General features: G+C 41.9%; 18 protein-coding genes. 14 read left to right on the top strand and 4 right to left on the bottom strand.

All coding sequences use genetic code 11. From position 1 onward, the window contains the following. Nucleotides 1-165 precede the first annotated feature (165 nt). The gene (locus C5470_RS18485; protein ID WP_166291147.1) at nt 166-1,200 is read left to right on the top strand and encodes a fucose-binding lectin II; all 1,035 of its coding nucleotides are present in this window, start codon (nt 166-168) and stop codon (nt 1,198-1,200) included. Nucleotides 1,201-1,510: 310 nt separating this feature from the next. Here C5470_RS18485 and C5470_RS18480 read toward each other — a convergent pair whose 3' ends face one another. After that, nucleotides 1,511-2,407 carry a hypothetical protein gene (locus C5470_RS18480; RefSeq protein ID WP_166291145.1) on the bottom strand — a complete coding sequence of 299 codons (897 nt, stop codon included), beginning with the start codon at nt 2,405-2,407 and terminating at the stop codon, nt 1,511-1,513. Nucleotides 2,408-3,090: 683 nt separating this feature from the next. On the opposite strand from C5470_RS18480, the gene C5470_RS18475 reads away from it, so the two are divergent. Then, a complete protein-coding gene (locus C5470_RS18475; protein ID WP_036844662.1) occupies nt 3,091-3,510 on the top strand; it encodes a hypothetical protein in 420 nt (139 codons plus the stop codon). A gap of 227 nt (nt 3,511-3,737) precedes the next feature. Here the strand turns inward: C5470_RS18475 and C5470_RS18470 are convergent, their stop codons facing one another. After that, on the bottom strand, nt 3,738-4,631 hold the full coding sequence (locus C5470_RS18470) for a type 2 periplasmic-binding domain-containing protein (protein ID WP_166291143.1): 894 nt from the start codon (nt 4,629-4,631) through the stop codon (nt 3,738-3,740). A gap of 614 nt (nt 4,632-5,245) precedes the next feature. On the opposite strand from C5470_RS18470, the gene C5470_RS18465 reads away from it, so the two are divergent. The 6 genes from C5470_RS18465 to C5470_RS18435 all read left to right on the top strand — a co-directional run bounded on the left by C5470_RS18465 (nt 5,246) and on the right by C5470_RS18435 (nt 17,440). Further along, nucleotides 5,246-6,112 carry a hemopexin repeat-containing protein gene (locus tag C5470_RS18465; protein ID WP_242688125.1) on the top strand — a complete coding sequence of 289 codons (867 nt, stop codon included), beginning with the start codon at nt 5,246-5,248 and terminating at the stop codon, nt 6,110-6,112. Beyond that, nucleotides 6,090-6,959, top strand: a complete 870-nt coding sequence (locus C5470_RS18460; protein WP_242688114.1) for a fucose-binding lectin II — start codon at nt 6,090-6,092, stop codon at nt 6,957-6,959. The genes C5470_RS18465 and C5470_RS18460 overlap by 23 nt, the downstream gene beginning before the upstream one ends. Before the next feature lie 92 nt (nt 6,960-7,051). Next, nucleotides 7,052-8,071, top strand: coding sequence for a fucose-binding lectin II (locus tag C5470_RS18455; protein WP_166291141.1), 1,020 nt, complete (start codon nt 7,052-7,054; stop codon nt 8,069-8,071). Nucleotides 8,072-8,594: 523 nt separating this feature from the next. Continuing rightward, nucleotides 8,595-9,182, top strand: a complete 588-nt coding sequence (locus tag C5470_RS18450; RefSeq protein WP_339916958.1) for a hypothetical protein — start codon at nt 8,595-8,597, stop codon at nt 9,180-9,182. Between the two features lie 865 nt (nt 9,183-10,047). Then, a complete protein-coding gene (locus C5470_RS18440) occupies nt 10,048-14,514 on the top strand; it encodes a SpvB/TcaC N-terminal domain-containing protein (protein WP_166291139.1) in 4,467 nt (1,488 codons plus the stop codon). 61 nt (nt 14,515-14,575) lie between these two features. Next, the gene (locus tag C5470_RS18435; RefSeq protein ID WP_166291137.1) at nt 14,576-17,440 is read left to right on the top strand and encodes an RHS repeat protein; all 2,865 of its coding nucleotides are present in this window, start codon (nt 14,576-14,578) and stop codon (nt 17,438-17,440) included. A 150-nt stretch (nt 17,441-17,590) separates the two neighbouring features. On the opposite strand, the gene C5470_RS18430 is transcribed toward C5470_RS18435, so the two are convergent. Further along, nucleotides 17,591-19,195 carry a toxin gene (locus C5470_RS18430; protein WP_166291135.1) on the bottom strand — a complete coding sequence of 535 codons (1,605 nt, stop codon included), beginning with the start codon at nt 19,193-19,195 and terminating at the stop codon, nt 17,591-17,593. Nucleotides 19,196-20,094: 899 nt separating this feature from the next. Between C5470_RS18430 and C5470_RS18425 the strand changes: the two genes are divergently transcribed. Both C5470_RS18425 and C5470_RS18420 read left to right on the top strand, forming a co-directional pair. Then, nucleotides 20,095-20,316, top strand: coding sequence for a hypothetical protein (locus C5470_RS18425; protein WP_166291133.1), 222 nt, complete (start codon nt 20,095-20,097; stop codon nt 20,314-20,316). Beyond that, nucleotides 20,313-20,429 (top strand): DUF3761 domain-containing protein, encoded by a 117-nt coding sequence (locus C5470_RS18420; protein ID WP_166291150.1) that lies wholly within the window; start codon nt 20,313-20,315, stop codon nt 20,427-20,429. The genes C5470_RS18425 and C5470_RS18420 overlap by 4 nt, the downstream gene beginning before the upstream one ends. Before the next feature lie 73 nt (nt 20,430-20,502). On the opposite strand, the gene C5470_RS18415 is transcribed toward C5470_RS18420, so the two are convergent. Then, complete coding sequence (locus C5470_RS18415) at nt 20,503-21,171, bottom strand: epoxyqueuosine reductase QueH (RefSeq protein ID WP_036844679.1); 669 nt, start codon at nt 21,169-21,171, stop codon at nt 20,503-20,505. Nucleotides 21,172-21,433: 262 nt separating this feature from the next. Between C5470_RS18415 and C5470_RS18410 the strand changes: the two genes are divergently transcribed. From C5470_RS18410 to C5470_RS18395, 4 genes are all read left to right on the top strand, one after another. Then, nucleotides 21,434-22,627, top strand: a complete 1,194-nt coding sequence (locus C5470_RS18410; protein WP_166291131.1) for a benzoate/H(+) symporter BenE family transporter — start codon at nt 21,434-21,436, stop codon at nt 22,625-22,627. A gap of 147 nt (nt 22,628-22,774) precedes the next feature. Next, nucleotides 22,775-23,761 carry a hypothetical protein gene (locus tag C5470_RS18405; protein ID WP_166291129.1) on the top strand — a complete coding sequence of 329 codons (987 nt, stop codon included), beginning with the start codon at nt 22,775-22,777 and terminating at the stop codon, nt 23,759-23,761. After that, a complete protein-coding gene (locus C5470_RS18400) occupies nt 23,761-24,906 on the top strand; it encodes a BamA/TamA family outer membrane protein (protein WP_166291127.1) in 1,146 nt (381 codons plus the stop codon). The genes C5470_RS18405 and C5470_RS18400 overlap by 1 nt, the downstream gene beginning before the upstream one ends. Continuing rightward, nucleotides 24,903-26,024: a DUF4056 domain-containing protein gene (locus C5470_RS18395; RefSeq protein ID WP_166291125.1), complete on the top strand. Its 1,122-nt coding sequence runs from the start codon at nt 24,903-24,905 to the stop codon at nt 26,022-26,024. Before C5470_RS18400 ends, C5470_RS18395 begins: the two co-directional genes overlap by 4 nt. Nucleotides 26,025-26,573: the final 549 nt, after the last annotated feature.

The following is a 26,573-nucleotide window of genomic DNA, read 5'->3' as shown; positions in this document are numbered from 1 at the left end:
AATCTGATATCTTTCTGTCTCGGTCAGTTGTGTATAGGCCATAGTGCATTTTCCTGTGGCGGGAAAGGTGCCTACTATAGCAACTGACCGCCTTTCTGAAAAATTGCACTTATTAGTCGAATCCGCCATACGTTAAAATTTGATTATCTCAAAGGATATATAATAATGAATACAAATACCTACCTCTTCCTCAACACAGAAAATATTAAATATTATGATGATCCACAAATAAATAAAGGAACCACTCCACAGCCTATCAGTAAATATTGGCCCAACCTTCCTGACGAGTTTCAAAGGCATATTGACGATGTAATTAATTTAAACGGTTACTTGTATTTTTTTAAAGGTTCAAAATATCTTAAATTCGATATAGCGAAAGCTCAGGTGAGTGAAGGGCCAAAACCCATTGTAGACGGATGGCCTGGATTAACAGGAACCGAATTTGAAAACGGAATAGATGCAGCCACAGAATGGGTAGACGAAAAACAAAATATTGTTTATTTTTTTAAAGGAAGCCATTATCTCAAATATACTATCAGTTCACACACGATTTATATGGATACTATATCAGCCGGGTGGGGAACAATTAATAAATATGCAGAGTACAGTAATAATCTAGATTCCGTTATTTTATGGAGAAATATTGCCAGCTATTTTATTTACTTTTTCAAAAACAATAATTACATCCGATATAATACGAAAACAGGCGCTATTGATGCTGGACCTGGATCCATCCAAGCTGGTTGGCCTGGAGTAACCTTCAACAAAATTCAAGCCGCAGTATCAGTTGACGCAGATTTGTTAGGCAGTAAGCGGGACAATAATAATGGAAAGTGTGGAGTATGCGGTACCAATGACACAGGTAAACACTGTTTTGAATTACCTCACAGTATCAGATTTGGCCTGACAGCCTACGCCAATACAAGCACTCATCAGCAAACTATAAAAGTGTATATTGACAACCTTCTGGTAGATACATTGACCAGAAGAGGAACAGATAATGTCATTGGCGTTAAAACCTATACATCAGGTACAGGTAAAGTCTGTATCGAAATTGTCGGGGATAGCAAACCATGCAAACTCCGTTATTTCGATAATACCCTTGACGGAAAGCCTGGAGCCGTTATCATCGGCGCCGAAAATGGTAACAAAAATAACTATAATGACAGCATAGTGGTATTGAACTGGCCGTTGTTGTAAATTTCTTACTAAAATAATATTACAGCTATGCACATTCATCTCTATACTTGACCAAAGTTAGACAATCTTAAGAGTTCCTGTGTAAATATTTATCCGCTGGTTTAAATATGGGGCTAAAAAAAGCCCCTTTGTATATGTCACGCAAGATATACCCTTCATCTTTCAAGTTGCTGCTTTGTTGGCTGCTTTCACTCACCCCAGTCACATAGTTATCTATGCTCCTGGGGATTCATTCACTTGCCGCCTCGCTGCAACTCGAAATCTATTAGGTATATATCATACAAGATGATTAAATTAACCAGATTCCATATTAAAAATCTTGCAAAAATATCGCTCGATCAAATGGTGTTCGGTAAAGAGAATTTTGTTGATCTACTGTGGTAGCGTTAGAAGACATACCATACATAATCCCTATCTGGCCTGACGCAAGATTTCCTGTCATAAGCGTATTCATATTGTACTGGCAAAGTTCTACCTTCCATTTATCTGCCACAGTGTTATACCACTCGATTATTAATGTGCCGTTATTTTCAGCAAGCAATCCAATTCGCCAGCGTGACCAAGTATTTTTCGGCCATTCATAACTCAGTGCAACACCAGAAGAAGTACTACCTAGTGTCGGTTGACCTTTATAAATACCATCTATTTGTTTACCAACAAAATTAACTGACTGAATCAAATTAGCCGCTTGAAGATTCCAAACCATGACATAAGGCGTTGCAGTATCAATCGAAGTACCCAATGGAATGTTTGATGGCATCCATTGAGGCTTACCTTTATACCCCCCAGTCAAGTGAATCGCCATATAGCCGTAACCAATATTTCGATATGTACCGCTTGCACTGGTTTTCTTGGATAATACACACACTGTAATTTCAGGGTATGGATTACAAAATAAATCAAGCTCACAATAGCAATGTCTGGCATCAACAGGTATATCTGTTGCAATCCCGAAACATTGACTACCATAACTGCTAGATTTAGACAAAGTTAGCGCCTTGAAAGCTTTCCTTCCCCCAACACTGACTATATCCCAAGCGCTAGTCGCATAGGCTGAATCCTTAAACAACACGCCAACTTGCTGTGTTGTCGCATCTATCCACCGACCTTCATGATACAAATTTGGCTCCCATACCGTTATTGGAACGGAATTGGAATTAGATAAATTTTCAATTGAGATTGAACTTTCATGTTGTTCTAATTTCATGACTAAAATATCCCCCTATATAAAGATAAAATTACACTTCAATCTTACTTTTCATACCTAAAATCAGGGTTAGATTTAATTTAAAAATAAATAAAAACCCTCACAATCATTTAAAAAAAGAAGAAAAACCCAACCAAATAAAATACCAGCTATAGAAATTTAAAAGAATCAAAAAAAACAAACAGCATTGAATTCACTAATGAATTGTTAATATATAGCTTTATTTATAATCCATTAATGGTATTAATTTTTACATATACAAAATAACTTTTCAAAACATGGATCACTTGGAGAAAACTCAGTCCAATTTTTGTGATCTGATCAATTGCAAAAAATCCCAAACCACTAAACGGACTGAGTTATAACTATAATAACACTAATATACCGAAATGAACAACACCAGATAAAAAATAAGAGAAATGATGAAACTTTTGTATCTAAATTATCTGTCAATTAAATATTAACATTGAGTTAAAAATCAGTGAAAATAATATAAATCATCTATCTATTTAATTTAGCCATGAACTTTATTAATAAAAAACAGTGATGTTTGTTTAATTTTTAAAGAGATAAATAATAGAATCCTATGATAAGGTGATTTGTATAAATTAAAAATTAGGATAAGCATTATAGAGGGATCTAAATAAGAAAAAACGAAAATAACTAACCTAGGAGTATTAATTATGGCAATTGTTTTTACATCAATAGATCCACGCAGCAATCCCTTACAAACATCAAGCCAAAATTATGTTGATATACCTGGTTTGGAACTTAATGTTTCAAAGTATTCGAATTCACCATGCTTAACAGCATTAATCACGTTAAATATACCAACTCCCTATGCTTCAGGTAACAATTTTCCTGGAGGGAACTTTATCATTGTAACTGATAAAGGCGAACAATTGGCTTTTGGTGGATTTACTTACAGTAATAAGAGTCCAGAATCCTATGGACGTATGCCATTCACACTGGTCGCCCGTTGTTCTCTTGCGTCTAATGTTTCTACTATAAAAGCTCAATGGAGTAATGTACGTGGTAGCACGGTACATATCGATTCATATGCATCTATCTCTGCGGTTATTCAGTGCAATCATTTGGCTTAATTAATTTCAGCGATTATACCCTATAGATTTCAAGATGCATCGCGGCGGCAAGGGAGCGAATCCCCGGGAGCATAGCGAACTATGTGACCGGGGTGAGTGAGTGCAGCCAACAAAGAGGCAACTTGAAAGATAACAGGTATATATTACAACAATATATGGGGCTAAGAAGAAAGCCCCTTTATATATATCATAAAAGATAGTTAAATAATCAAACTCAATACTCCATATTAAAAATCTTGAAAAAATATCGCTCGATCAAATGGTGTTCTATAAAGAGAATTTTGTTGATCTACTGTGGTAGCATGAGAAAGCGTACCATACATAATCCCAATCTGACCTGACGCAAGATTTCCCGTCATAAGCGTGTTCATATTATATTGGCAAAGCTCTACCTTCCATTTATCGACCACAGTGTTATACCATTCGATGATTAATGTACCATTATTTGCCGCAAGCAATCCAATACGCCAGCGTGACCAAGTATTTTTCGGCCACTCATAACTCAGCGCAACGCCAGCATGAGTATTACCCAACGTCGGTTGGCCTTTGTAAATACCATCTGTTTGTTTACCAACAAAATTTACTGACTGAATCAAATTAGCCGCTTGAAGGTTCCAAACCATGGCATAAGGCGTCGCCGTGTCAATCGAAGAACCTAACGGAATGTTTGATGGCTGCCATTGAGGCTTATTTTTATATCCCCCACTCAAGTGAATAGCCATATAGCCGTAACCAATATCTACATATGTACCGCTTGCATTAGTTTGTTTAGATAGCACACACACTGTAATTTCAGGGTATGGATTGCAAAACAAGTCAAGCTCACAATAACAGTGTCTGGCATTAACCGGCGTATCTGTTGCAATCCCAAAACATTGACCATTAGCGCCAGATTTAGTCAAAGTTTGCGATTTGAAAGCTTTCCTTCCTCCAACAGTTACTACATCCCAGGCACTCGTCACACGGGCTGATTCCTTAAACAACAATCCAGCCCGTTGCGTTGTAGCATCAACCCACCGGCCAGCGGGATACAAATTTGGCTCCCATACTGTTATTGGCACTGCATTGGAATTAGATGAACCGTCAGTTGAGATTAGATGTTCATTTTGTCCTAATTTCATAATTAAAATATCCTCTTATAAAAGATACAATTACACATTAATTTTTTATTTCTCAGAGAGAATTCATTTTTAATGCTAAAATAAAGAAATATCTTCATGTCTATTTGAAAAACAAGAAGATAAATTCAACCACATGAAATAAATTACCAATTCATAACGCCATTTTCAAAAAACAAATTACGCCTATTTCAGTTAATAAACAAAAAATTATAATTTCTCTTTATTATTATAGCTTATTAAAACAATCAGCAGGAATTGTGAATCCATTTCAAATAATAACCTCTGAATCATATGGGTTTTATTTTCATAGCTAAACATCAACCATAATATAAGTCAAATTTTATTAAATACTCTGTTAACCAAAACAGCATACACAGTTACAAAAAACTCAACAACATTAAATCTATTAACAAGTTACCAATATATAATCTTGCTTATAACCTATCAAAAGCATTAACTTCAATAATATAAATACTCCTATATAGCCGACAGGTAAAAACATGACAAAATTAAAGTATAATATTTTAACATCATTCTTACCCTATTTTTTCAGTTGCAAGAAAAAAAATTAAAATAATATGCTAAAGTCTAATCATCATAAAGGACATATAACAATGAATACATCCAGTTATCTTTTTCTTAATGCAGAAAATATTAAATATAATGAAATCTCTGGCTCTAATGGCGTATACTCAGGTTATCCCAAACCTATCAATAATGATTGGCCTAACCTTCCTGCCGAATTTCAAAGGCATATCGATGATATTATTAATTTAAATGGCTATTTATATTTTTTTAAGGGTTCACAATATCTTAAATTCGATATCGCGAAAGCGCAAGTAAGTGATGGACCGAGGCCCATTGTGGAAGGATGGCCTGGATTAGCAGGAACCGAATTTGAAAACGGGATAGATGCAGCCACGGAATGGATAGATATAAATACCCCAGACAAAACAGATGTTGTTTGTTTCTTTAAGGGTAGCGATTGTATCGATTATACCGTGAGCTCACATACGATAAACCAGAGAACTATCTCTGAAAAATTAGGAACAACAGGAAAATATGCAGAATTCAATGCGAATCTTGATGCGGCTATTTTATGGCGGACCCGAGGATACCATTATATCTTCATATTCAAAGGTAATTCTAACATTCGATTTAACCTGAAATTAAATGCTATTGATGGAGGGCCAACTACCCCTAATAAAACTAATTGGATAGGCGTCACTTTCAACAAAATTCAAGCCGCAGTATCGGTTGATACAGATTTATTAGGCAGTGACAGCGATATAGGTAGTGACAAGAATACAAGCACCTACTTATTCCTTAACTCAGAAAATATTAAATATGATGACCTATTAGATAAAGTAGACACTGGCTATCCCCAATCTATCCGTAACAATTGGCCCAACCTGCCTATAGAGTTTCAAAGACATATTGACGATGTGATTAATTTAAATGGTTATTTGTATTTTTTTTAAAGGCTCACAATATCTCAAATTCGATATAGCGAAAGCACAGGTGAGTGAGGGGCCAAAACCCATTGTGGATGGGTGGCCCGGATTAAAAGGAACTGAATTCGAAAATGGGATAGATGCCGCTACAGAATGGATAGATGTAAAAAAAGATATTGTTTACTTCTTTAAAGGTAAAGATTGTGTCAATTACACCGTGAGTTCACATACCATTGACAAAAAAACCATCGCAGAAAGATGGAATATTACCGGAAAATACGCAAAATTCAGTGCAAATCTGGATGCGGCTATTTTATGGCGAAATGTCGGTCCTTTTATTTACCTTTTCAAAGGTAATGATTATCTCCGATTACATCTGATGTTGAATACTATTAATGGTGAGCCAGCCCCGATTCAAACTAAATGGAAAGGTGTTACTTTCAATAAAATCCAAGCGGCAGTATCGGTTGATGTCAATGCATTAGGCAGTGATATCAGTGGGAGCTGTGGTGGAGCATGCGGTACCAATAACACCGGTAAACATTGTTTTAAATTGCCTCATAGTATCCGGTTTGGCCTGACAGCTTACGTAAATACCGACATTCATCAGCAAACCATAAAAGTGTATATTGACGATCTTCTGGTAGACACAGTAACCGGTAAGGGAATAAGTCACATAATAGATGTCAAAACCTACACATCCGGTACAGGAAAAATCTGCATCGAGATTACCGGAGATGACAAACCATGCAAACTCCGTTATGCCTATAACCCACTCGACGAAAAACCGGGAACCACCATTATCGGCGCCAGCAATGGAATCAATAACAATTACGACGATAGTGTGGTAGTGTTGAATTGGCCATTATCATAAGACAGAAATGTATTGCTGTTATATCTGAAAGCAGAAAGTTAATAAATCACCAAAATAATGTTTAACTCAACTATGATTAAGGATACACACTAATGAATACCAATACCTACTTCTTTCTTAATACAGAAAACATTAAATATTATGATGATCCTCAAATAAACAAAGGAGATACTCCCCAGCCTATCAGTAATGACTGGCCCAACCTGCCCATCGAGTTCCAAAAAGATATTGACGATGTGATTAACTTAAACGGCTCATTATATTTTTTCAAAGGATCGCAATATCTTAAATTCGACATTGCAAAAATGCAGATAATCGATGGACCAAAACCCGTTGTGGATGGATGGCCTGGGTTGAAAGGAACTGGATTTGAAAACGGCATAGACGCAGCCACAGAATTGACAACAAATACCGTTTGTTTTTTTAAAGGCAAAGATTGCATCGATTATACAATGAGTTCACATACAACCAATAAGAAAACTATTTCAAACCGATGGGGAACAACAGGGAAATACTCAGGATTCAGTGAAAATCTGGATGCTGTTATTTTATGGAAGAATATTGCCGGCTCTATAATTTATCTTTTCAAAGGCAATCGCTATATCCGATATAACACGAAATCGAATGCTATTGATGGTGGACCTACCACCATTCAAACCTATTGGCATGGAGTGACTTTCAATAAAATTCAAGCTGCGGTATCGGTTGATACCGATCTATTAGGCAGTAACAGCAGTGGAAATTGTGGCGGAACATGTGGCACCAACAACACCGGTAAACACTGCATCCAGTTACCTCACAATGTAAAGTTTGGCCTGTCTGCCTACGTTAATACCGATATCCATCAGCAAACGATAAAAGTGTATATTGACGACCAGCTGGCAGATACATTAACCGGTAAAGGCATAAATAGCGTATTGGGCTTCAAGACCTATCCATCAGGCACAGGCAAAGTCTGCATCGAAATTGCAGGTGATGGCAAACCATGCAAGTTGCGTTATGCCAATAATCCTCTTGACGCAAAACCAAGGACAACCATTATTGGTGCTGAAACAGGTACCGCCGATAAGTATAACGACAGCGTAGTGGTGTTGATCTGGCCGCAGGCGTGAATCACAAAAAGTAAAAACATATCGTCCTGGCAAATCCAGCAATGTCAGTAGAGATGAAATATATCTATCAATTGAAGCGGCGTTATGTCGCTTTTTGTTGTGCTCCACGATAGATATATCAGCAAAAAGATACTTCTCTCACGGCTATAGTACACTGTGATAAACAGAAAAAATAATATTTCAACTTTTAGGTAACGTAATAACCAGGAAAAAACCGGCAATCCGCCAAATACCCCCTCATTCGATAAAAATTAACTTTTTTATCTTTTCTTTCTCTATCTCCCATTGCTATGAATATTCAGTCATGCAGGCATTCGACCCTATTTCTAGCCCACAAGGGATCACAGAAAAGGCGAGATAACCCGCTTGTTACGATAGCCAAACCCTGAAATGACGCCAGGAATATATGCAAGAAATAGCATTATCAAATGGAAAGTAATTTCAGGTAGGTATCAATTGTTCAGAGAAAAATAACATACTTGCCGAGGAAATGATGGAGAATATACTTAAATATGGAGATACCGTGACAATATTAAACAGCTATAAGAACTGGAGCGGTGGATATCTCAGTGTATTTGGCAACGGTAATAGACCCGGTACCAAATATGCTGTTGTAACAGTAGATGCATCTTTAGCTATTTATGGCGGAGCATGGCGAATTGAATCAGCAACAGAAAAACCTACCGGGAGTGAGATAATGAATAATGATATTATCTTACTTCACAACCTGTATTACTGTGATGGCGGTTACTTACGGTACTATGATGTGAGGGATCAAGATGAGCAATCAACGGAGATACACCAAGTCTACACCTCAGATATCCGTAAAAAAGCAAGCTTGGAATGGGTTATTTATTGCGAAACTACGCCGCCAAATGGAAGCATCAGAGAAGGCGATAGCCTTTCTCTCTATAATCAGTGGGGAAACAAAGGCTTCCTCGATACCCATAATCATGCCGGAGACACAGGTTCGTTATATCAAGTATTTATGTCCAATAATGCTGCCCGTAAAAGCCATACCGGTTTATGGAAAATGACAAAGGTGAATGATCCTTGTCCTCCCCCTGACGTATTAACCAATATCATGCCATTGTGGCGCAAGATGCGGTAATAACAAGCATCGTTATAACTCAAATGAAGCTGGCAAGAGCGAATAAAACCGGCTTTTGTGCGTTTTAGCCAGCAAATAGACAGAGAGGATATTTATTCACGAAGCGTCTAAAAATTATCAATAAATTGGCTGGCAGAAGATCAAACACGCCCCGATAAATACAAGCCTGATTATTTTCAGGCTCAAACCGTTATGTGGTTCCTCCACTGCCATCATTGGATTAATTTTTTGTTCCTGGATTAATAAAAAATAAGCTTAACATAATAAGCTCCCACACTATAAAGTCATCCCTCTATCAATTAGGAAAACTTACTAAATAGTGAAGTAAGTCTAATACCTAAGATAAATCATGGATTAGTCCATTATCATCAATTAATTTTTATAGCACCTTTTGCCATAAGCATATTGGATAGGATTTCTCGAGCTGGTCATTTTATCCATCCATGTACCACATTAAATGAATTAGCAATAAATAAGTAAAAATAGAAAGGAATACTTATGAGTTGTCACACAAAGAAAGCTAGCTTGATCTTCGCAACTAACCTTCCGAGACGTGCTAATTCTAAGCCATGTCATGGTGACTGTTATGCAAAATAAAACATCATTGTTATCAGGTACACCCGAACAACATGAGTAGCGAAAAGAAACGCCGCATTAAACGTATCGCGGTAACCCTGCCAACACGGCTGGGGCCGTATCGGGATATTGAAGCCACGCTGACAATGGATGCGGAAATCGCCACATGATCGGGTTGCCAACTTGAGTGACATCATTGTGCATCTGAATTACATCATTAGAGACGCGTAAATTTCTTTTCTTTGTCTATCACAGGTCCCTGTAAGGGGCCTGTCATAAGGAGTATTTTATGCAGGATTCATCAGAAGTATCAGTTACAACGCTGTCACTTCCCAAAGGCGGCGGCGCTATCAGTGGTATGGGAGAAGCACTTAACGCCGCCGGTCCTGATGGAATGGCAACTCTCTCCCTGCCGTTACCTCTCTCTGCCGGGCGGGGTCCTGCTCCTGGGTTATCACTAACGTATAGCAGCAGTGCAGGTAACGGGCCTTTCGGTATCGGCTGGCAATGCGGCGTCACGACTATTAGCCGACGTACTCAACACGGTATTCCACAGTACGATAATAACGACACATTTTTATCCCCAAGCGGTGAAGTGATGAATATCGCTCTGAATGATCAGGGACAACCCGATATTCGACAGGACGTTAAGACGCTGCAAGGCGTTACCCTGCCGGTTTCCTATACCGTGACCCACTATCAGCCCCGCCAGATACAGGATTTCAGTAAAATCGAATACTGGCAACCGGCCTCCGGTCAGGAAGGTCGCGCGTTCTGGCTGATATCATCACCGGACGGACAATGGCATATTCTGGGAAAAAAAGCACAGGCTTGCCTGACTAATCCGCAAAATGACCAGCAAATCGCCCAGTGGTTATTGGAAGAAACTGTGACGCCGACCGGTGAGCATGTCAGCTACCAGTACCGGGCCGAAGATGAAGCTAATTGCGACGATAACGAAAAAACACGTCACCCGAATACCACCGCACAACGCTATCTGGTGCAGGTGAATTATGGGAATGTCAAACCGCAAACCAGCCTGTTTATATTGGATAACACACCACCTGCCCCGGAAGAGTGGTTATTTCATCTGATCTTTGACCACGGTGAGCGGGATACTTCACTTTATGCCGTACCAACATGGGATACAGGTACAGCGCAATGGTCTGTACGCCCGGATACTTTCTCCCGCTATGAATACGGTTTTGAAGTGCGTACCCGCCGTCTGTGTCAACAAGTGCTGATGTTTCACCGCACCACGTTGCTGGCCGGAGACGTCGGCACCAATAACACTCCGGAGCTGGTCGGACGCCTGATACTGGACTATGACAAAAATGCCGGTATCACCACATTAACTGCCGCCCGTCAATTAAGTCACGAACCCGACGGCACTCCTATCACCCTGCCTCCTCTGGAGTTAGCCTGGCAACGATTCGACCATGAAAAGATACCGGCCTGGCAACGGTTCGATGGGCTGGATAACTTTAATCCCCAACAACGTTATCAACTGGTTGATTTGCGCGGAGAAGGGTTGCCCGGCATGTTATATCAGGAACGTGGTGCCTGGTGGTATAAAGCCCCGCAACGTCAGGAAGGCGAAGACAGTAATGCCGTGGCCTACAGCAAAATAGCGCCGCTGCCCACCCTGCCCAATTTGCAGGAAAATGCCTCATTGATGGATATCAACGGGGATGGTCAACTGGATTGGGTGGTCACCGCCTCCGGTGTCCGGGGATACCACAGCCAGCAGCCCGACGGTAAATGGACTCACTTTACGCCAATCAATGCCTTGCCAGTGGAATATTTCCATCCAAGCGCCCAGTTCGCCGATCTTGTCGGGGCAGGCTTATCCGATTTGGTGTTAATCGGGCCGAAAAGTGTACGTCTGTATGCGAACCAGCGAGATGGCTGGCGCAAAGGTCAGGATGTCCCCCAATCCGCAGGTATCACCCTGCCGGTCACCGGAACCGATGCCCGTAAACTGGTGGCATTTAGTGATATGCTCGGTTCCGGTCAGCAACATCTGGTGGAAATCCGGGCTAACCGCGTCACTTGCTGGCCCAATCTGGGGCATGGCCGTTTCGGTCAGCCACTGATCCTGCCAGGATTCAGCCAGCCCGAAAGCAGCTTCAATCCTGAACAGCTGTTTCTGGCCGATATTGACGGCTCCGGCACCACCGACCTTATCTATGCTCAATCCAACTCCCTGCTGATTTATCTCAACCAAAGCGGTAATCAGTTTGATGCCCCACTAACATTAACTTTGCCTAAAGGGGTACAATTCGATAACACCTGTCAGCTACAGGTTGCCGATATCCAGGGGCTGGGAGTAGCCAGCCTGATTTTGACCGTGCCTCATATGGCACCACATCACTGGCGTTGTGACCTGTCACTGACCAAGCCCTGGTTATTAAATGCGATGAACAATAACCGCGGCGCACATCACACCCTGCATTACCGCAGTTCTGCCCAATTCTGGTTGGATGAGAAGTTACAGCTCACTAAAGCGGGCAAATCACCGGCTTGTTACCTGCCGTTTCCAATGCATCTGCTATGGCATACCGAAATTCAGGATGAAATCAGCGGTAACCGACTCACCAGTGAAGTCAGCTACAGCCACGGCGTCTGGGATGGTAAAGAGCGCGAGTTCAGAGGGTTTGGTTGTGTCAGACAGACAGATATCACGACGTTTTCTCACGGTACCGCACCGGAACAGGCCGCACCGTCACTGAGCATCAGTTGGTTCGCCACCGGGATGGATGAAGTAGATAGCCAGTTAGCTGGGGAATACTGGCAAGGAGACACTCAGGCTTATACCGGATTTGAAACCCGCTATACCACCTGGGACAATGCCAGCCAAACAGACAAGGTGTTCACCCCCAATGACACACAGCGTCACTGGCTGACCAGAGCACTTAAAGGCCGGCTGCTGCGCAATGAGGTCTATGGTCTGGACGGAACAGATAATCAAACAATCCCTTATGCCATCAGTGAGTCGCGCTATCAGGCACGGTCTATTCCCGTCAATAAAGAAACTGAATTAGCCGTTTGGATCACCGCCATTGAAAACCGCAGCTATCACTATGAGCGTATTACCAGTGACCCACAGCTCACTCAGCATATCCAACTGCAACAAGATATTTTTGGCCTCCCTCTGCAAAGCGTTGATATTGCCTGGCCGCGCAGGGTAAAACCCGCTGAAAATCCCTACCCGCCAACGCTGCCGGATACGCTGTTCGACAGCAGCTATGATGACCAGCAACAGTTGCTGCGTCTGGTTCGGCAAAAAAGTCGCTGGTATCACCTGATTGACGGAGAAAACTGGCGGCTGGGTTTACCTGATGCGCAACGCAGTGATGTTTATACCTATGACCGGACTAAAATTCCAGCAGAAGGGATTTCTCTTGAAGTGTTGCTGAAAGAAGATGGCTTGCTGGCAGATGAGAAAGCTGCGGTTTATCTGGGACAACAAAGGACATTGTATACCGCAGGTCAATCAGATACACCGCTGGAAAAACCAACACTTCAAGCACTGGTGGCATTCAGCGAAACTGCCATGCTGGACGAAACTTCATTGCAGGCTTACAAAGACGTCATGGAAGAGCAGGAGCTAAATACCGTACTGACACAAGCCGGTTATCAACAGGCTGCACGGCTGTTTAATACCGGATCAGAAAGTCAGGTATGGGTAGCACGTCAGGGATATACCGATTACGGTGATGCCGGCAAATTCTGGCGGCCTCAGGCTCAACGCAACTCATTACTAACAGGAAAAACCACCCTGAGCTGGGATACCTATTATTGTGTGGTCACTCAAACTCAGGACGCCGCAGGATTAACGACGCAAGCCCATTACGATTATCGTTTCCTGACACCGGTACAACTGACAGATGTTAATGATAATCAACACATTGTGACACTGGATGCGCTGGGCCGCGTGACCACTAGCCGGTTCTGGGGCACAGAGTCCGGACAAACCACAGGTTATTCAACACCAGAAGAGAAACCCTTTACGCCACCAGATTCCGTTGATAAAGCGCTAGCGTTAACAGGTGCGCTTCCCGTTGCTCAATGTACAGTTTATGCCGTTGACAGTTGGATGCCGTCGCTATCCCCGTCTCAGCTTTTCGGATCACAAGAACAGGCCGAAACCCGATGGAAGCAACTTCGTACCACTCAGGTAGTCACCGAGGATGGGAAGGTGTACGCTCTGGGCTGGAAACACGCGACAGACAGCCAGAAACTGACTGTTCATGAAGCCTCCTTATTGGCGGATATTCCCCGTTTGCCTCCACATGGGCTGATGATCACCACCGACCGTTACGACAGCGAGCCACAGCAGCAGCACCAACAAACGGTGAGTTTTAGCGACGGTTTTGACCGGTTACTCCAGAGTTCTGTTCGTCATGAATTCGGTGATGCCTGGCAACGGCAAGAAGACGGCGGGCTGGTAGTGGATGCTAATGGGACGTTGGTCAGCGCGTCAACGAACACCCGTTGGGCCGTTTCCGGTCGCACGGAATACGATGACAAAGGTCAGCCTGTGCGCACTTATCAGCCTTATTTTCTGAATGACTGGCGCTATGTCAGTGACGACAGCGCGCGCGATGACCTATTCGCCGATACCCACATTTATGATCCATTGGGACGTGAATACAAAGTCATCACCGCGAAGAAATACCTGCGGGAAAAACAGTACACCCCGTGGTTTATCATCAGTGAAGATGAAAACGACACCGCGTCAAGAAACCCATAATTTTACCCGTTGCCCCGCAATACATGGCGGGGCAGTATCTATCAACATGAGGAACAGTAATATGACATCCTTTTTTAATCCGGTAACCTTTGCCGGCACTCCTACCGTCAACGTTCGGGACAACCGTGGCCTGACCATCCGTGAAATCAGTTTTCACCGCACTACAGCAGGAGGTGATACCGATACCCGTATCACCCGTCATCAGTACGATGCTTATGGATTCCGGATCCAACGTATTGATCCGCGCCTGTATGACGCCATGCAAACTGATAGTTCAGTAAAACCCAATTTTACCTGGCAGTACGATCTGACCGGCAATATCCTAAGTACAGAGAGTGTTGATGCAGGCCACACCGTCACCCTCAATGATATTGAAGGCCGCCCGGTACTGACAAAAACCGCAACCAACGTTATACAAACCCGGCAATATGAAGCCACTTCCTTGCCGGGCCGCCTGTTATCAGTCACTGAACAGGTATCTGGAGAAGCAACTGCCCGAGTGACTGAACGCCTTATCTGGTCCCGGAACACACAGGCGGAAAAAGACCACAACCTTGTCGGCCAGTGTGTGAATCACTATGACACCGCGGGGCTAACCCAGTTAGAAAGCCGGTCACTAACCGGAACCGTCTTATCACAATCCCGTCAATTGCTGTCCGATAATTATCAGGCAGACTGGAAAGATGGTAACCAAGTCACCAACCAGAGTCTACTGGATAGCGAGGCCTACACCACACAAAACACCTTTGACGCTACCGGTGCATTACTGACGCAGACGGATACAAAAGGCAATATACAGCGTCTGACCTACAATATTGCCGGACAATTGAGCAGCAGCAAGCTGACAGTAAAAGACCAGAGTGAACAGATTATAGTCAAATCCCTGAATTATTCAGCCGCTGGGCAGAAACTGCAAGAAATACATGGTAACGGTATAATTACCGAATACACTTATGAACCGGAAACACAACGTCTGATTAGCATTACCACCCACCGCGAATTAGACAGCAAAGTGTTACAAGATTTACGCTATGAATATGATCCGGTGGGTAATGTCATTAATATTCGTAATAGTGCAGAAGCCACCCGCTTCTGGCGCAACCAAAAAGTGGTACCGAAGAATACCTATAGCTACGATTCTCTATACCAGTTAATCGAAGCAACTGGCCGGGAAATGGCAAATATCGGCCAGCACAATAACTTACTACCCTCTCCTGTTCTGCCTTCTGACAGCAATACTTACACCAGATATATCCGTACCTATACTTATGACCGTGGCGGCAATCTGACTCGAATCCAACACAGTTCACCCGCCATCCAAGGCAGCTATACTACAAAGATAACGGTTTCAAACCGCAGTAACCGCGCAGTGTGGAGCACATTGACCGATAATCCAATGCTCGTGGATGATTTGTTTGACGCCGGCGGCCACCAGAATACATTAGTACAGGGACACTACCTGAGCTGGAACACCCGCGGTCAGTTAGAACAGGTGATACAGGCAACTCAGGGAAACAGAATCAATAGTGATAGGGAATGGTATCGCTATGGCAGCGATGGAATGCGATTGCTGAAAGTGAGTGAACAGCAAACCCAATACCTCACTCACCAACAGCGAGTCATTTATCTGCCAGGATTGGAGCTGCGCACAACCCAACACGGCCCTATCATAAAGCAAGAATTGCAAGTTATCACTGTGGGTGAGGCCGGTCGTGCACAAGTGCGGATACTGCACTGGGAAACCAAACCACCAACAGATATCAAAAACAATCAAATACGTTACAGCTACGATAACCTCCCCGGCTCCAGCCAGCTTGAGCTAGATTACAAGGGGGGAATTATCAGCCACGAAGAGTACTATCCATTCGGTGGTACGGCTTTATGGTCAGTGAGAAACCAAACTGAAGCCAGTTACAAATTTATTCGCTACTCAGGCAAAGAACGGGATGCTACGGGGCTGTACTACTATGGTTATCGATATTATCAACCGTGGGTAGGGAGATGGTTAAGTGCAGACCCTGCCGGAACAGCAGATGGAGTGAACCTTTACAGGATGGTTCGGAATAATCCAGTGACATTACATGATCCCGATGGATTAGCACCGGAACAGTGGTATACCCGGGAAGCGTTTAAACAATTACCTTTCAGCGAGCATAGTTTGGGTACACGCGATGAACTTGCGCCAAAAATATCAGGCACAAATAGTTTATGGCATGAAGCTTATCGTGGGCCAACCAAAGAACGGGAAACATTGGGTCTCTTTAACGAGTTGCCTTTTGCAGAACCTAAAGTGGCAACGGCTGAAGAAATTAACCTGCATGGCATAACAACTGAAAACGTCACTGTTTATCGTGTGGAAGTGGCGCAACAATCAGAGAAGTTTCTTTATACTGGGATTACCGGTACCGGGGGAGTGAAAATAGCGATTCCTAACAGGAATAACGAACATGGCGGCAAAGAGGACTACCTGAATAAAACCATGCCAGGCGAGGCGCAGAAGAGAGGTGGATGGTATCAATTTTCTAAAAATTATATTGCTGCCAATAAGGGTAAATCCAGTGGCAATCTTGCGTTCTATAATTTCGGCAACCCACGTCGGGCATTACAGTTTTACGAACAAAAAACTGAAAATCCCAAAGAAAAACTGCCGTTTGTTATAAAATCATTCGAGATACCTTCTTCAGTATTTAAAGCGATTGCAGAAGATGCCATTTTAGAAAAGGACTACAAAAAGTTCCCGACAGCACCAATGAATGTCGATGTTGCAGCATTTAACCAACTTGGTCTACAACCTCACCATGTTGATTTACTCGTTGGCTCTATCATTCCTAAGAGTGGAAGAGTCTATTCGGAAAATGAGCATTGGAAGTTAATGGATAAACCCTCTCAGGTCACCAGCCGGCCACTGCTGCGCGGCAGACGATAATAAAATAGCCAGGCTCATCCCAAAAAATTTGAGCGGGCATCGTTGCAAATACGGATATTCAGCATTTCCGGTACGTTCTGCTGTCCTTATATAATCATGCAGGTCTCCTTTAAAGGAAACCTGCATACCCGAAAAATTAAAAATGAAACATCAATCCTGATTTTTTCTCTCAGTAAAAGCCGGGACAGGCTCAGGTGTCGGGACAGAGCTATCACAATTATAATGCTCTCCTGTCAGCCCTATTTTTTTACAGGCAGTAGACAAAACATCATTAGGTGTTGCCCACTCATCTTTCCAGTTATTTCCGTCATAACGCTCCTTCTTAAACAGATCCCACATAATAAGGCCAGTTTTACCGTATTTGATCGTACCATCCAATATGCTGTTGAGCTTGGCTTTCGTGAGCGGTAAATTGCCGGTTGCAGGTTTACCAACTTCAAACCCCACCGTAATAGGCGGCAAAACCAATAATTTTTGCGGTTGAATTGATGCCTGAGCGTAATTACGCGCTCCTTTCAGTTTGACATGAAAAGTCACAACTTCATTGCCTGATTTAAGCCAGTTAATATATTGACCATAATAATACTTAACTTGTCCCGGAAGGTCACAAGGAATATAAGTTTCACCTCCCCCGATAAATCCACAGTCTTTTTCACTCAAATCATAAGTCATGACACCAATATAGCTGAGTCGGTTGATAATTTTGGGGTAACTCAGTGCGGTATTATAAATCAAACCATAGAGATTTCCTCCCCACCAGGCACCACCATAAATACCACTGTTCCTCGCGTTGGTTCCCCAATTAGCGGACATATTCGGGATACCCCCAGTTGCAGGACCAGCGGTACTTAACTGAAGCGATGGTTTAACTGCATTAATTGAAGTGTAAAAAGACTTTAAAATAGCGGCGAATTTATCCACGGTTGCAGGCATCGCGCGGGGAATTCTTTCTGCGCCAGGGACAATATTCATTGACGCATCATAAACATAACCACCTAATCCCTTTGCTATTAACGTTGATGTAATAAGAGTTTCACTGTTATTAGAGGGAACCTTGATTGAATCAGGCGTTAATTTCCAGCTTTTTGCATTAATATCAGCGTGCCAAAACTCTTCATAATCCACATCAATCCCTGCTACATCTAAGTCGGCAGCCAAATTAACAATATTTCTATATGCGCCATCTGCCGCCTTACCCGTAATACTGCTATCAAAACGAGGAATTTTAGTCATTGGATTGGGAAAAATATCATAGACCGCACCCGGTTCATTACCACAAGCGTCTTTTTTATTGGCGGTTATATCATAAATTTTTGGATAACAACTAAAGTTCCATCCGCCTACAGCAATATAAGTACTCACTCCATGAGATTTTAAATCAGCAATAATACCTTTTAATGTCACAAAATCAGACCTGGCATTTTCAGCTTCTCTTGTGCTAATGACTTGGTCAGAGGTACAGGTATAGCCAAATAACCCTGAACATTTCAGGCTATTTTTCTCATAATTAACAAAACCAGGCTGGACAAAAGACAATACCAGCGTATTAAAGTTACTCTTGTTTTCAGCAATATCTCCACTTAATTTTTTAAAATTATCAAGACTGGCATAATACTCTTGAGTATCAACCTGTGCAGCAGGTCCACTCAGATAATATGCAGATATTTTAGGATTGGCTGCAATAACATTTCCTGACATGAAAGATAATAATACAGCACTTGCTAATATACATCGGTTTAATTTGTATTTAGACATACATCTATCTCCACTTGGTTAACATTATTTTTCTGACTATAGCCAATGAGTTATCATGACACTTCATTGCCTTTTCATCATGAATGGCATAAGTTTTTCCCTAATAGAGCGTTAATATATTCAGCGTGTTATTATCGACTGTGATGTAGTTACTGAACGGCTATATCCGCATTAATTATTTCAATGCATCAATTTCATAATAGTGTAGTTTTCACCGTTGTCCACAAAGGATATATAAATTATCCGGAATAATATCCCTCTCTATCTAAATAAAAAATCAATATTATTACAGAATAATCCCATCAACTTATATTTATGTTAATTGATTATTACAAGCATAATGCTTTAGCGATAAACATTTATTTCTACAATTGAACGCTACTTTCATTATATACATCATTTCTAAATTTCAATAAGAACATTACATATATCTCCCATAGTATACACGTAATAAGAGTCATGTATTTTGCTCTATAAGTATGACAATGCTTTTTCCCTTCCTAAAACATGGCTATTTATTATTTTCTACAATTCACTGGCACAAGATACCTGGAAGACAAACTTAAACACTGACGAAAAACAGCCAAGAAATAGATTGGGTAATGATCAATAAACCATGCCGCACCACCATAAAATTCATTATTAATCAATTAGATAAAAACATTACCATTAAATAAACGATCCCTGTTATCAGGAAAATCATGCAAGAAAACTTCAACAATTCTTCAACAAATTATAAAAAACTATAAAAAGGCATTATCTTAAATTTGCTGAATTAATGATCACAAACGTATACTCACTGTGCATTAAAACAAATCTGGAATATCAAGTAGTTTGTTAGTCGTTCAAGACATATCCCAGAAAATGAAACAACAAAGTTAAAACACAGGAAAATCACCATGACACGTTTAGGTTTATCTATAACTGTATTATCACTGTTATTCTCAGGCGCAGTATTAGCCGCACCGGCCACCCAATCTTCGGATACCAAGGTTACGTCTTCCCATGTGGAGAAAACCAAAACAGGCCAGCCAGAAAAGAAACCAGGCAAAGCCACACCTAAACAACATTCGCATCATAAGGCGACGACAAAAAAGGCAAAAGGAGCAAAGACTCACTGAGTTATTCCACCTCATCTGAGGCAATCGCGCGCTGTAGAGATGGTTCTTGCAGTTACAGCCAACATCGCAGAGGAACTTGTTCCCATCATGGTGGTGTCGATAAATGGTTATAACACAGGTTTGATAGTGTAATAGCCGTAAATTCAGGGGGGCAAATCCCCCCTCAACATATTTAAAGTGAATAACTTAACAAGCACCTTCTGTATCGTCATCACCATAATATTTAACACCAATCCTGATAATATCCCGCCCCTGAGACTTACGATGCTTATTACTGTCACGCAATGAATAGATACAACCGCAATATTCCTGCTGATAAAATCTTTCCCGTTTACTGATTTCAATCATCCGAGCTGAACCACCTTGCTTACGCCAGTTGTAATCCCAATATTTAACCCCCGGATACTGACTTGCTGCTCGTTTTCCACAATCATTTATCTGCTGCATGTTTTTCCAGCGGGAAATACCCAAAGAGCTTGAGATCATGCTGAAATTGTTTTCATAAGCATACAAAGCCGTGCGCTCAAAACGCATATCAAAACACATCGTGCAACGAACACCTCTTTCCGGCTCCCATTCCATGCCTTTAGCGCGTTCAAACCAATTGTCGCTGTCATAATCTGCATCCACAAATGGCACATTGTGCTGTTCAGCAAAGCGGATATTCTCTTCTTTGCGGATCAAATATTCCCGTTTTGGATGGATATTAGGGTTATAGAAAAAGACAGTGTAATCAATGCCAGAGGCATGCAACGCTTCCATCACCTCACCGGAGCAAGGAGCACAACAAGAGTGCAATAATAATCGTTCCGCACTATCCGGTAACGTTAAAACAGGACGAACAAAGTTTTCCATTGGGCAGGCTCCATAATAAGTATAAGAATTAATTATAAAAATAGTTATTTTAGCTTCAAATCTTTCAACAAGGAATTCATCCGATGGCTTACTTGTCTTTACGATGGTATTAAATTACTTGAAATTCTGGCAGGCTATATCGTCGTAATCAAAGTTTGTACCAACAAGTTCACTATAGATAAATTTGTTCTACGCTAATAGCTAACTAAATTATAGACAAATTAAGATTCTTTTAACCAAAATAATTTAAATGGAGACCACGATGCGCCATGCAATTTCCCTGCGTGACCTCTCTTTTCCAGCAATCATCGCCGGATTTGTCGCTGTTTTAGTTGGGTATACCAGTTCAGCGGCAATTATCTTTCAAGCTGCGGAAGCCGCTGGAGCTACAACCATGCAGATCGGTGGCTGGCTGAGTATGCTGGGGCTTGGGATGGGTATCAGTTCTCTGGGGCTATCGCTTTATTACCGAACGCCAGTCCTTACTGCATGGTCAACACCAGGCGCAGCGCTGCTGGTGACAACCATGCAAGGAACATCAATCAATGAAGCCATTGGTATATTTATCTTTGCCTCTGCCCTGATCTTGTTATGTGGTATTACCGGCCTGTTCGCACGATTGATGAACTATATTCCACAAGCACTTTCCGCAGCAATGCTGGCTGGAATTCTGTTACGTTTTGGCCTTGATGCCTTTTCCTCGTTTTCAGTCAATTTTGTACTGACTGCCGGAATGTGTCTGACTTATCTGCTGACACGCAGATATTTATCACGCTATGCCATTGTCTTAACGCTGTTATCAGGGCTAATTATCGCCTTTTTGCAGGGAGATATTCATTTTGAACAACAATCAGCTGTCGCCTTTGCTATCCCTGAATTTATTGCACCTGTTTTCAAACTCTCTTCATTATTGAGTGTAGGCGTCCCATTTTTCATTGTCACGATGGCCTCTCAGAATGCGCCAGGCATCGCGACACTGAAAGCCGCAGGATATCAAGTCTCGGTTTCATCACTGATAAGCTGGACGGCATTAATCGCACTGATCTTGTCACCTTTTGGTGGCTTTTCCGTCTGTATTGCCGCCATTACAGCCGCTATTTGTATGAGTCCGGAAATCCACACCGACCCTAATCGCCATTATATGGCCGCTGCCGCTGCGGGTGTGTTTTACCTGATCGCGGGTCTGTTTGGTGGCTCAATCAGCATGTTATTCAGCGCACTGCCCACGGCCCTTATTCATACCATCGCCGGATTGGCTTTACTTGGAACAATTTCTGGCAGCCTGCTCCAAGCATTGCAGAATGAAAAACAGCGGGACGCTGCGGTAATTACATTCTTAATCACCGCTTCCGGCGTAACTCTACTTGGCGTAGGCGCTGCATTTTGGGGATTAATCGGTGGCATAATAACCACAATCCTTTTATCTTTACCTGGAAAAAACAAGACAGCTCATTAAACGTACAGTAAAATTATAATTTTCAGCACCTTATGATATTTATTATCCATAAAACTTGTGATAGTTTGCCGGTGCTTCTGTACTCTGAAAATTATGATGGAACATCAACAACCTTAATTTCTCTACTCGCAAACCGAGTTTTCTATTATGAAACTTTTTGATATTAGTAAGTTAGCCATTATTTCATCATGTCTGGCAATCCCCTATAGCTATGCAGATGACCATCCGATTCTTTCTCTTTCTGTCAGCCAGTCTGGCGGAAGTCAAACAACTGCTGATGGTAGTTTATCCAGAAAACCAAATAAGCAGGAATCACGTGTACTTCCTCTTTGGGGTGATGAGGCCAGGGCCAGAGGCTATGACTTACCGGAGCCTTTTGGCGCTAGTTACGGTTATATGAATATGCGACAGAATATCGTCGTAGACGAGATTAAAATTATTATACCGAACACCCCTGGATTTGAAGATTCACTGGGTATTCAAACAGGCAAAACCAGAGAAAAGAATGAATCGCATATGCTCAAGCTGGATACTTGGGTTCTGCCTTTTCTGAATGTTTATGGCGTTTATGGTTGGACAAAGGGCACATCGAAGACCAACATCGAGGGAATCAGCTTTATGGGTACTACTGTGCCTGAAATGAAAGATATTCCCTTCGCACTGGATTTTAAAGGTAAAACCTATGGTGCCGGTTTTACTCTGGCCGGGGGTTACGATCAATTCTTTGGTACCCTTGATACCAACTATACCTACACTAATTTAGATATCCTTGATGGTAAAATCAGTGCTTTGGTTGTCACACCGCGTATTGGTTATGAGTTTACATTCCAGCCAATCATCCCCGGACAGGGAAATACCAAATTGCAGGTATGGACCGGCGGTATGTACCAGAGAATTACTCAGGAATTTGAAGGCAATATTAGTAATCTGAATTTACCCCCCATGTTTGACAAATTGGTAAGTGCATTCGATGATTACGATAGTATGAAATTCAAAGTAAAACAGCATGTTGCTTCCCGCTGGAATAATACCGTTGGGGCAAGGCTGGAAGTCACGCGCAATTTCAATTTACTGACTGAAGTTGGCTTCAACAAACGTAATAGCTTCTATATTTCAGGTGAGTTCCGTTTTTAATGAAAATCCGCAGTACTTTATATGGGCTGGCTTTAGCCAGCTTTTTTATTTCTGATTTCTCATATGGTCAATTACCACTTAGCAGGGAAAAAATCGACGGCTGGCTGGAAAAATTAGGTGGCAGTAATACCTATGACAACAGTAAAACCATTGACTGGGGCATTTTGCCCGGTCCTTTTTATACCCCTGAATTAGGCGCTGGCATCGGTGTTGCCGTAGTTGGGCTTTACCGGCCAGATGATCACGACCATACCAGCCAAATCTCTTCCCTTTCCCTGAATGGATTTGCCTCTTCAACAGGTGCTTTTGGGTTCACATTTGATAACTACAGTTTTTTTGCTGATGATCAATGGCGCTTTTTCCTTTCCGGCACACTAAATAACGTTCCCACCTATTACTGGGGAAGCGGATATGACGCAGGTAAGGTAGATGATAATAAAGAAAAATACCGATCACAGGAATTGCGCCTGCAACCCAGAGTTCTCTATCAGGTTGCTGATTCCACCTATCTGGGTGCTGGCTGGCATTTTTCATCACTATACGCCAAAGATCCTGATAATGGCGCGAAAAAACTATTCGCCGCAGAAAAGGACGGACAATCCATATTAAGTTCAGGTATCAGTGCCTATTTCAGTTATGATACACGGGATTTTCTGCCTAACGCTCATCGGGGACAAGTTCTTGATCTTACTTACACCCATTTTTCCCCGACATTAGGCAGTGACCGCCGGTTTAACACCATTGATATGCAATACAGCGCCTATTACCAATTAAATGAAAAATCGGTACTGGCATTCGATAGTCATGGCCGTTTTACTGATGGTCAGGTGCCGTGGAATATGCTGTCGATGCTGGGTAGCAGTAACCGGATGCGCGGATATTATGAAGGCAGGTACCGGGACAAAAATGTTATCAGCACCCAACTGGAATATCGACACAAACTGGACTGGCGACACGGATTTGTCTTGTGGGCGGGAGCCGGCACTATGAGCCATTACGCCGAAGATATTGGCTCAGGAAACTGGCTTCCCACCATTGGGGCAGGATATCGCTTTGAATTCAAACCTAAAATGAATGTAAGACTGGACTTTGGTATCGGTAAAAAAAGCAACGGATTTTATTTTCAGGTGGGAGAAGCTTTTTGAAATTGCGTTTATGGATTGCCGTTCTAACTTTAGTTGCAGGATGTCAGGGAACTTTTTCACCAATTGTAGCAGTACAACCTGATCTAAATAGTGAAACAACCGCCGAAGCAACCCGTGCATGGCCTGCTCTTGACCCAATCCGCTCTCCCGAAGGATTAAGAGCCTGCTGTGCTTTTGGTTATGATTTGAAAACACAATTATTGGCTATTCCAGTCCCTTTTTATCAAATAGCTAATGTGCTGGATGCCGATGATCTTGGCGAACATCATTATAACAATAGCTTTTTTGGCACCGTCGCTTCATTAACAGGAATCAGTAATGAAAAAGTAGGGATAATATATACTCGTAGAGGTGGATTCATTGATATTTCCCATGTGCGAGATACGGCTGATAATGCAGTTTTTCTGTTCAGTCAAATTTGGCCTCGTCTTGGGGAAGAGTGGCAAATAGAATTAGGCAACGAATTAGCATCACGCCGCATCCAGTTTTATCAATTCACACCACCAGCAGCGATAGAACAACGTTATACCCTAAGTGCCTATCTGGCGGTAAAACTGGCTTTTGAACTTGCCGCATGGCATGAAATTGCCCAATGGTATGGTTATCAAGCTGTACCGGGGTTTTCTGAAAAAGTCTCCGCGTTTTCTCCTGAAGATCTCTACTCTAATTTGCTGGGAGCGCGTCTTTCCCTTTCATTGATACTGGCAGGACAAGTGCCTTCCATGAAGCAATATCGCTTATCAATGCAGGCTATTCTGCCGTCTGCACTGCATGAACTGGAAGCCCTATCCTCTGATGAAACCCGAAAAATGTTTGAACAAATCGATGGTATCTGGTGGGACAGTAAACGTCGTGTGCCTGATAAACGCCTGGTTCTTCAACGTGATTATCATACTCACAGCGATCGTACACCTAATATGGTGCCGACAGAGCAGCAGCATCCACTCAGGCTTACTTTGCCACAACAATATTCTGGCTACACATTATCTGAATTGGCCGAATTACAATTGTGGCCCAGCCATCAAATGAAAGAGCTTCCTATACCAGAACACTACTGGACTGTTCTTGATTTCCCACAATTAGCAGAGAAAGCGAAAGAGCAGCAAGAGAGTCATTGACTCATCTATTTCCATTGGCTGCACTTCTTCACAGAGACGTACCTAACCCGCAGTGATGCGGGCTAGGGCTTACCTTCTTTCCATACCGTAGGCCAACACTGCCAACCCGATAACTTTAATATTTCATGCGCTCAGTTTGCTGAAAACCGCCGCCTTTCTTCCCCGTCCCGAAGGACGAGGTTTCTCGGAGGATGACTCATGAGAAAATAAAGATGATATTATTAACCCAAATATATGAAAAAAACCTTAAATTACTATTGCTCAAATAATAATTCCATAAAATCATCATCAATTATTATTTATCATTCCCACAATGTCACAACACAATATAAACTTAACATCATCTATAATAAAACCAAACTATGCCAATCACAATCAACAAAGAAAAACCCACATCACCCAGAGATTATTTCACAGGATAAAAAAACGTATTAAAATATTTACAAAGATGAAAAACCAATAACCAGCTGATATAAAATAATTAATATTAAACAACATTTAAAAAATAAATAAAAGAATCACAAAAACATTAGCCAACAAAACAAACAT

The sequence above is a fragment of the Photorhabdus stackebrandtii genome, assembly GCF_011189495.1.
Lineage (GTDB): Bacteria > Pseudomonadota > Gammaproteobacteria > Enterobacterales > Enterobacteriaceae > Photorhabdus > Photorhabdus khanii.
Note: the sequence above shows the minus strand (reverse complement) of the source record. Positions and strands in the feature narration are given on the sequence as shown.

Excerpts from the sequence above, each read along its gene's own strand:
- C5470_RS18485 (WP_166291147.1), top strand. The coding sequence starts at position 166 with ATGAATACAAATACCTACCTCTTCCTCAACACAGAAAATATTAAATAT.
- C5470_RS18480 (WP_166291145.1), bottom strand. The coding sequence starts at position 2,407 with ATGAAATTAGAACAACATGAAAGTTCAATCTCAATTGAAAATTTATCT.
- C5470_RS18475 (WP_036844662.1), top strand. The coding sequence starts at position 3,091 with ATGGCAATTGTTTTTACATCAATAGATCCACGCAGCAATCCCTTACAA.
- C5470_RS18470 (WP_166291143.1), bottom strand. The coding sequence starts at position 4,631 with ATGAAATTAGGACAAAATGAACATCTAATCTCAACTGACGGTTCATCT.
- C5470_RS18465 (WP_242688125.1), top strand. The coding sequence starts at position 5,246 with ATGAATACATCCAGTTATCTTTTTCTTAATGCAGAAAATATTAAATAT.
- C5470_RS18460 (WP_242688114.1), top strand. The coding sequence starts at position 6,090 with ATGGTTATTTGTATTTTTTTTAAAGGCTCACAATATCTCAAATTCGAT.
- C5470_RS18455 (WP_166291141.1), top strand. The coding sequence starts at position 7,052 with ATGAATACCAATACCTACTTCTTTCTTAATACAGAAAACATTAAATAT.
- C5470_RS18440 (WP_166291139.1), top strand. The coding sequence starts at position 10,048 with ATGCAGGATTCATCAGAAGTATCAGTTACAACGCTGTCACTTCCCAAA.
- C5470_RS18435 (WP_166291137.1), top strand. The coding sequence starts at position 14,576 with ATGACATCCTTTTTTAATCCGGTAACCTTTGCCGGCACTCCTACCGTC.
- C5470_RS18430 (WP_166291135.1), bottom strand. The coding sequence starts at position 19,195 with ATGTCTAAATACAAATTAAACCGATGTATATTAGCAAGTGCTGTATTA.
- C5470_RS18425 (WP_166291133.1), top strand. The coding sequence starts at position 20,095 with ATGACACGTTTAGGTTTATCTATAACTGTATTATCACTGTTATTCTCA.
- C5470_RS18415 (WP_036844679.1), bottom strand. The coding sequence starts at position 21,171 with ATGGAAAACTTTGTTCGTCCTGTTTTAACGTTACCGGATAGTGCGGAA.
- C5470_RS18410 (WP_166291131.1), top strand. The coding sequence starts at position 21,434 with ATGCGCCATGCAATTTCCCTGCGTGACCTCTCTTTTCCAGCAATCATC.
- C5470_RS18405 (WP_166291129.1), top strand. The coding sequence starts at position 22,775 with ATGAAACTTTTTGATATTAGTAAGTTAGCCATTATTTCATCATGTCTG.
- C5470_RS18400 (WP_166291127.1), top strand. The coding sequence starts at position 23,761 with ATGAAAATCCGCAGTACTTTATATGGGCTGGCTTTAGCCAGCTTTTTT.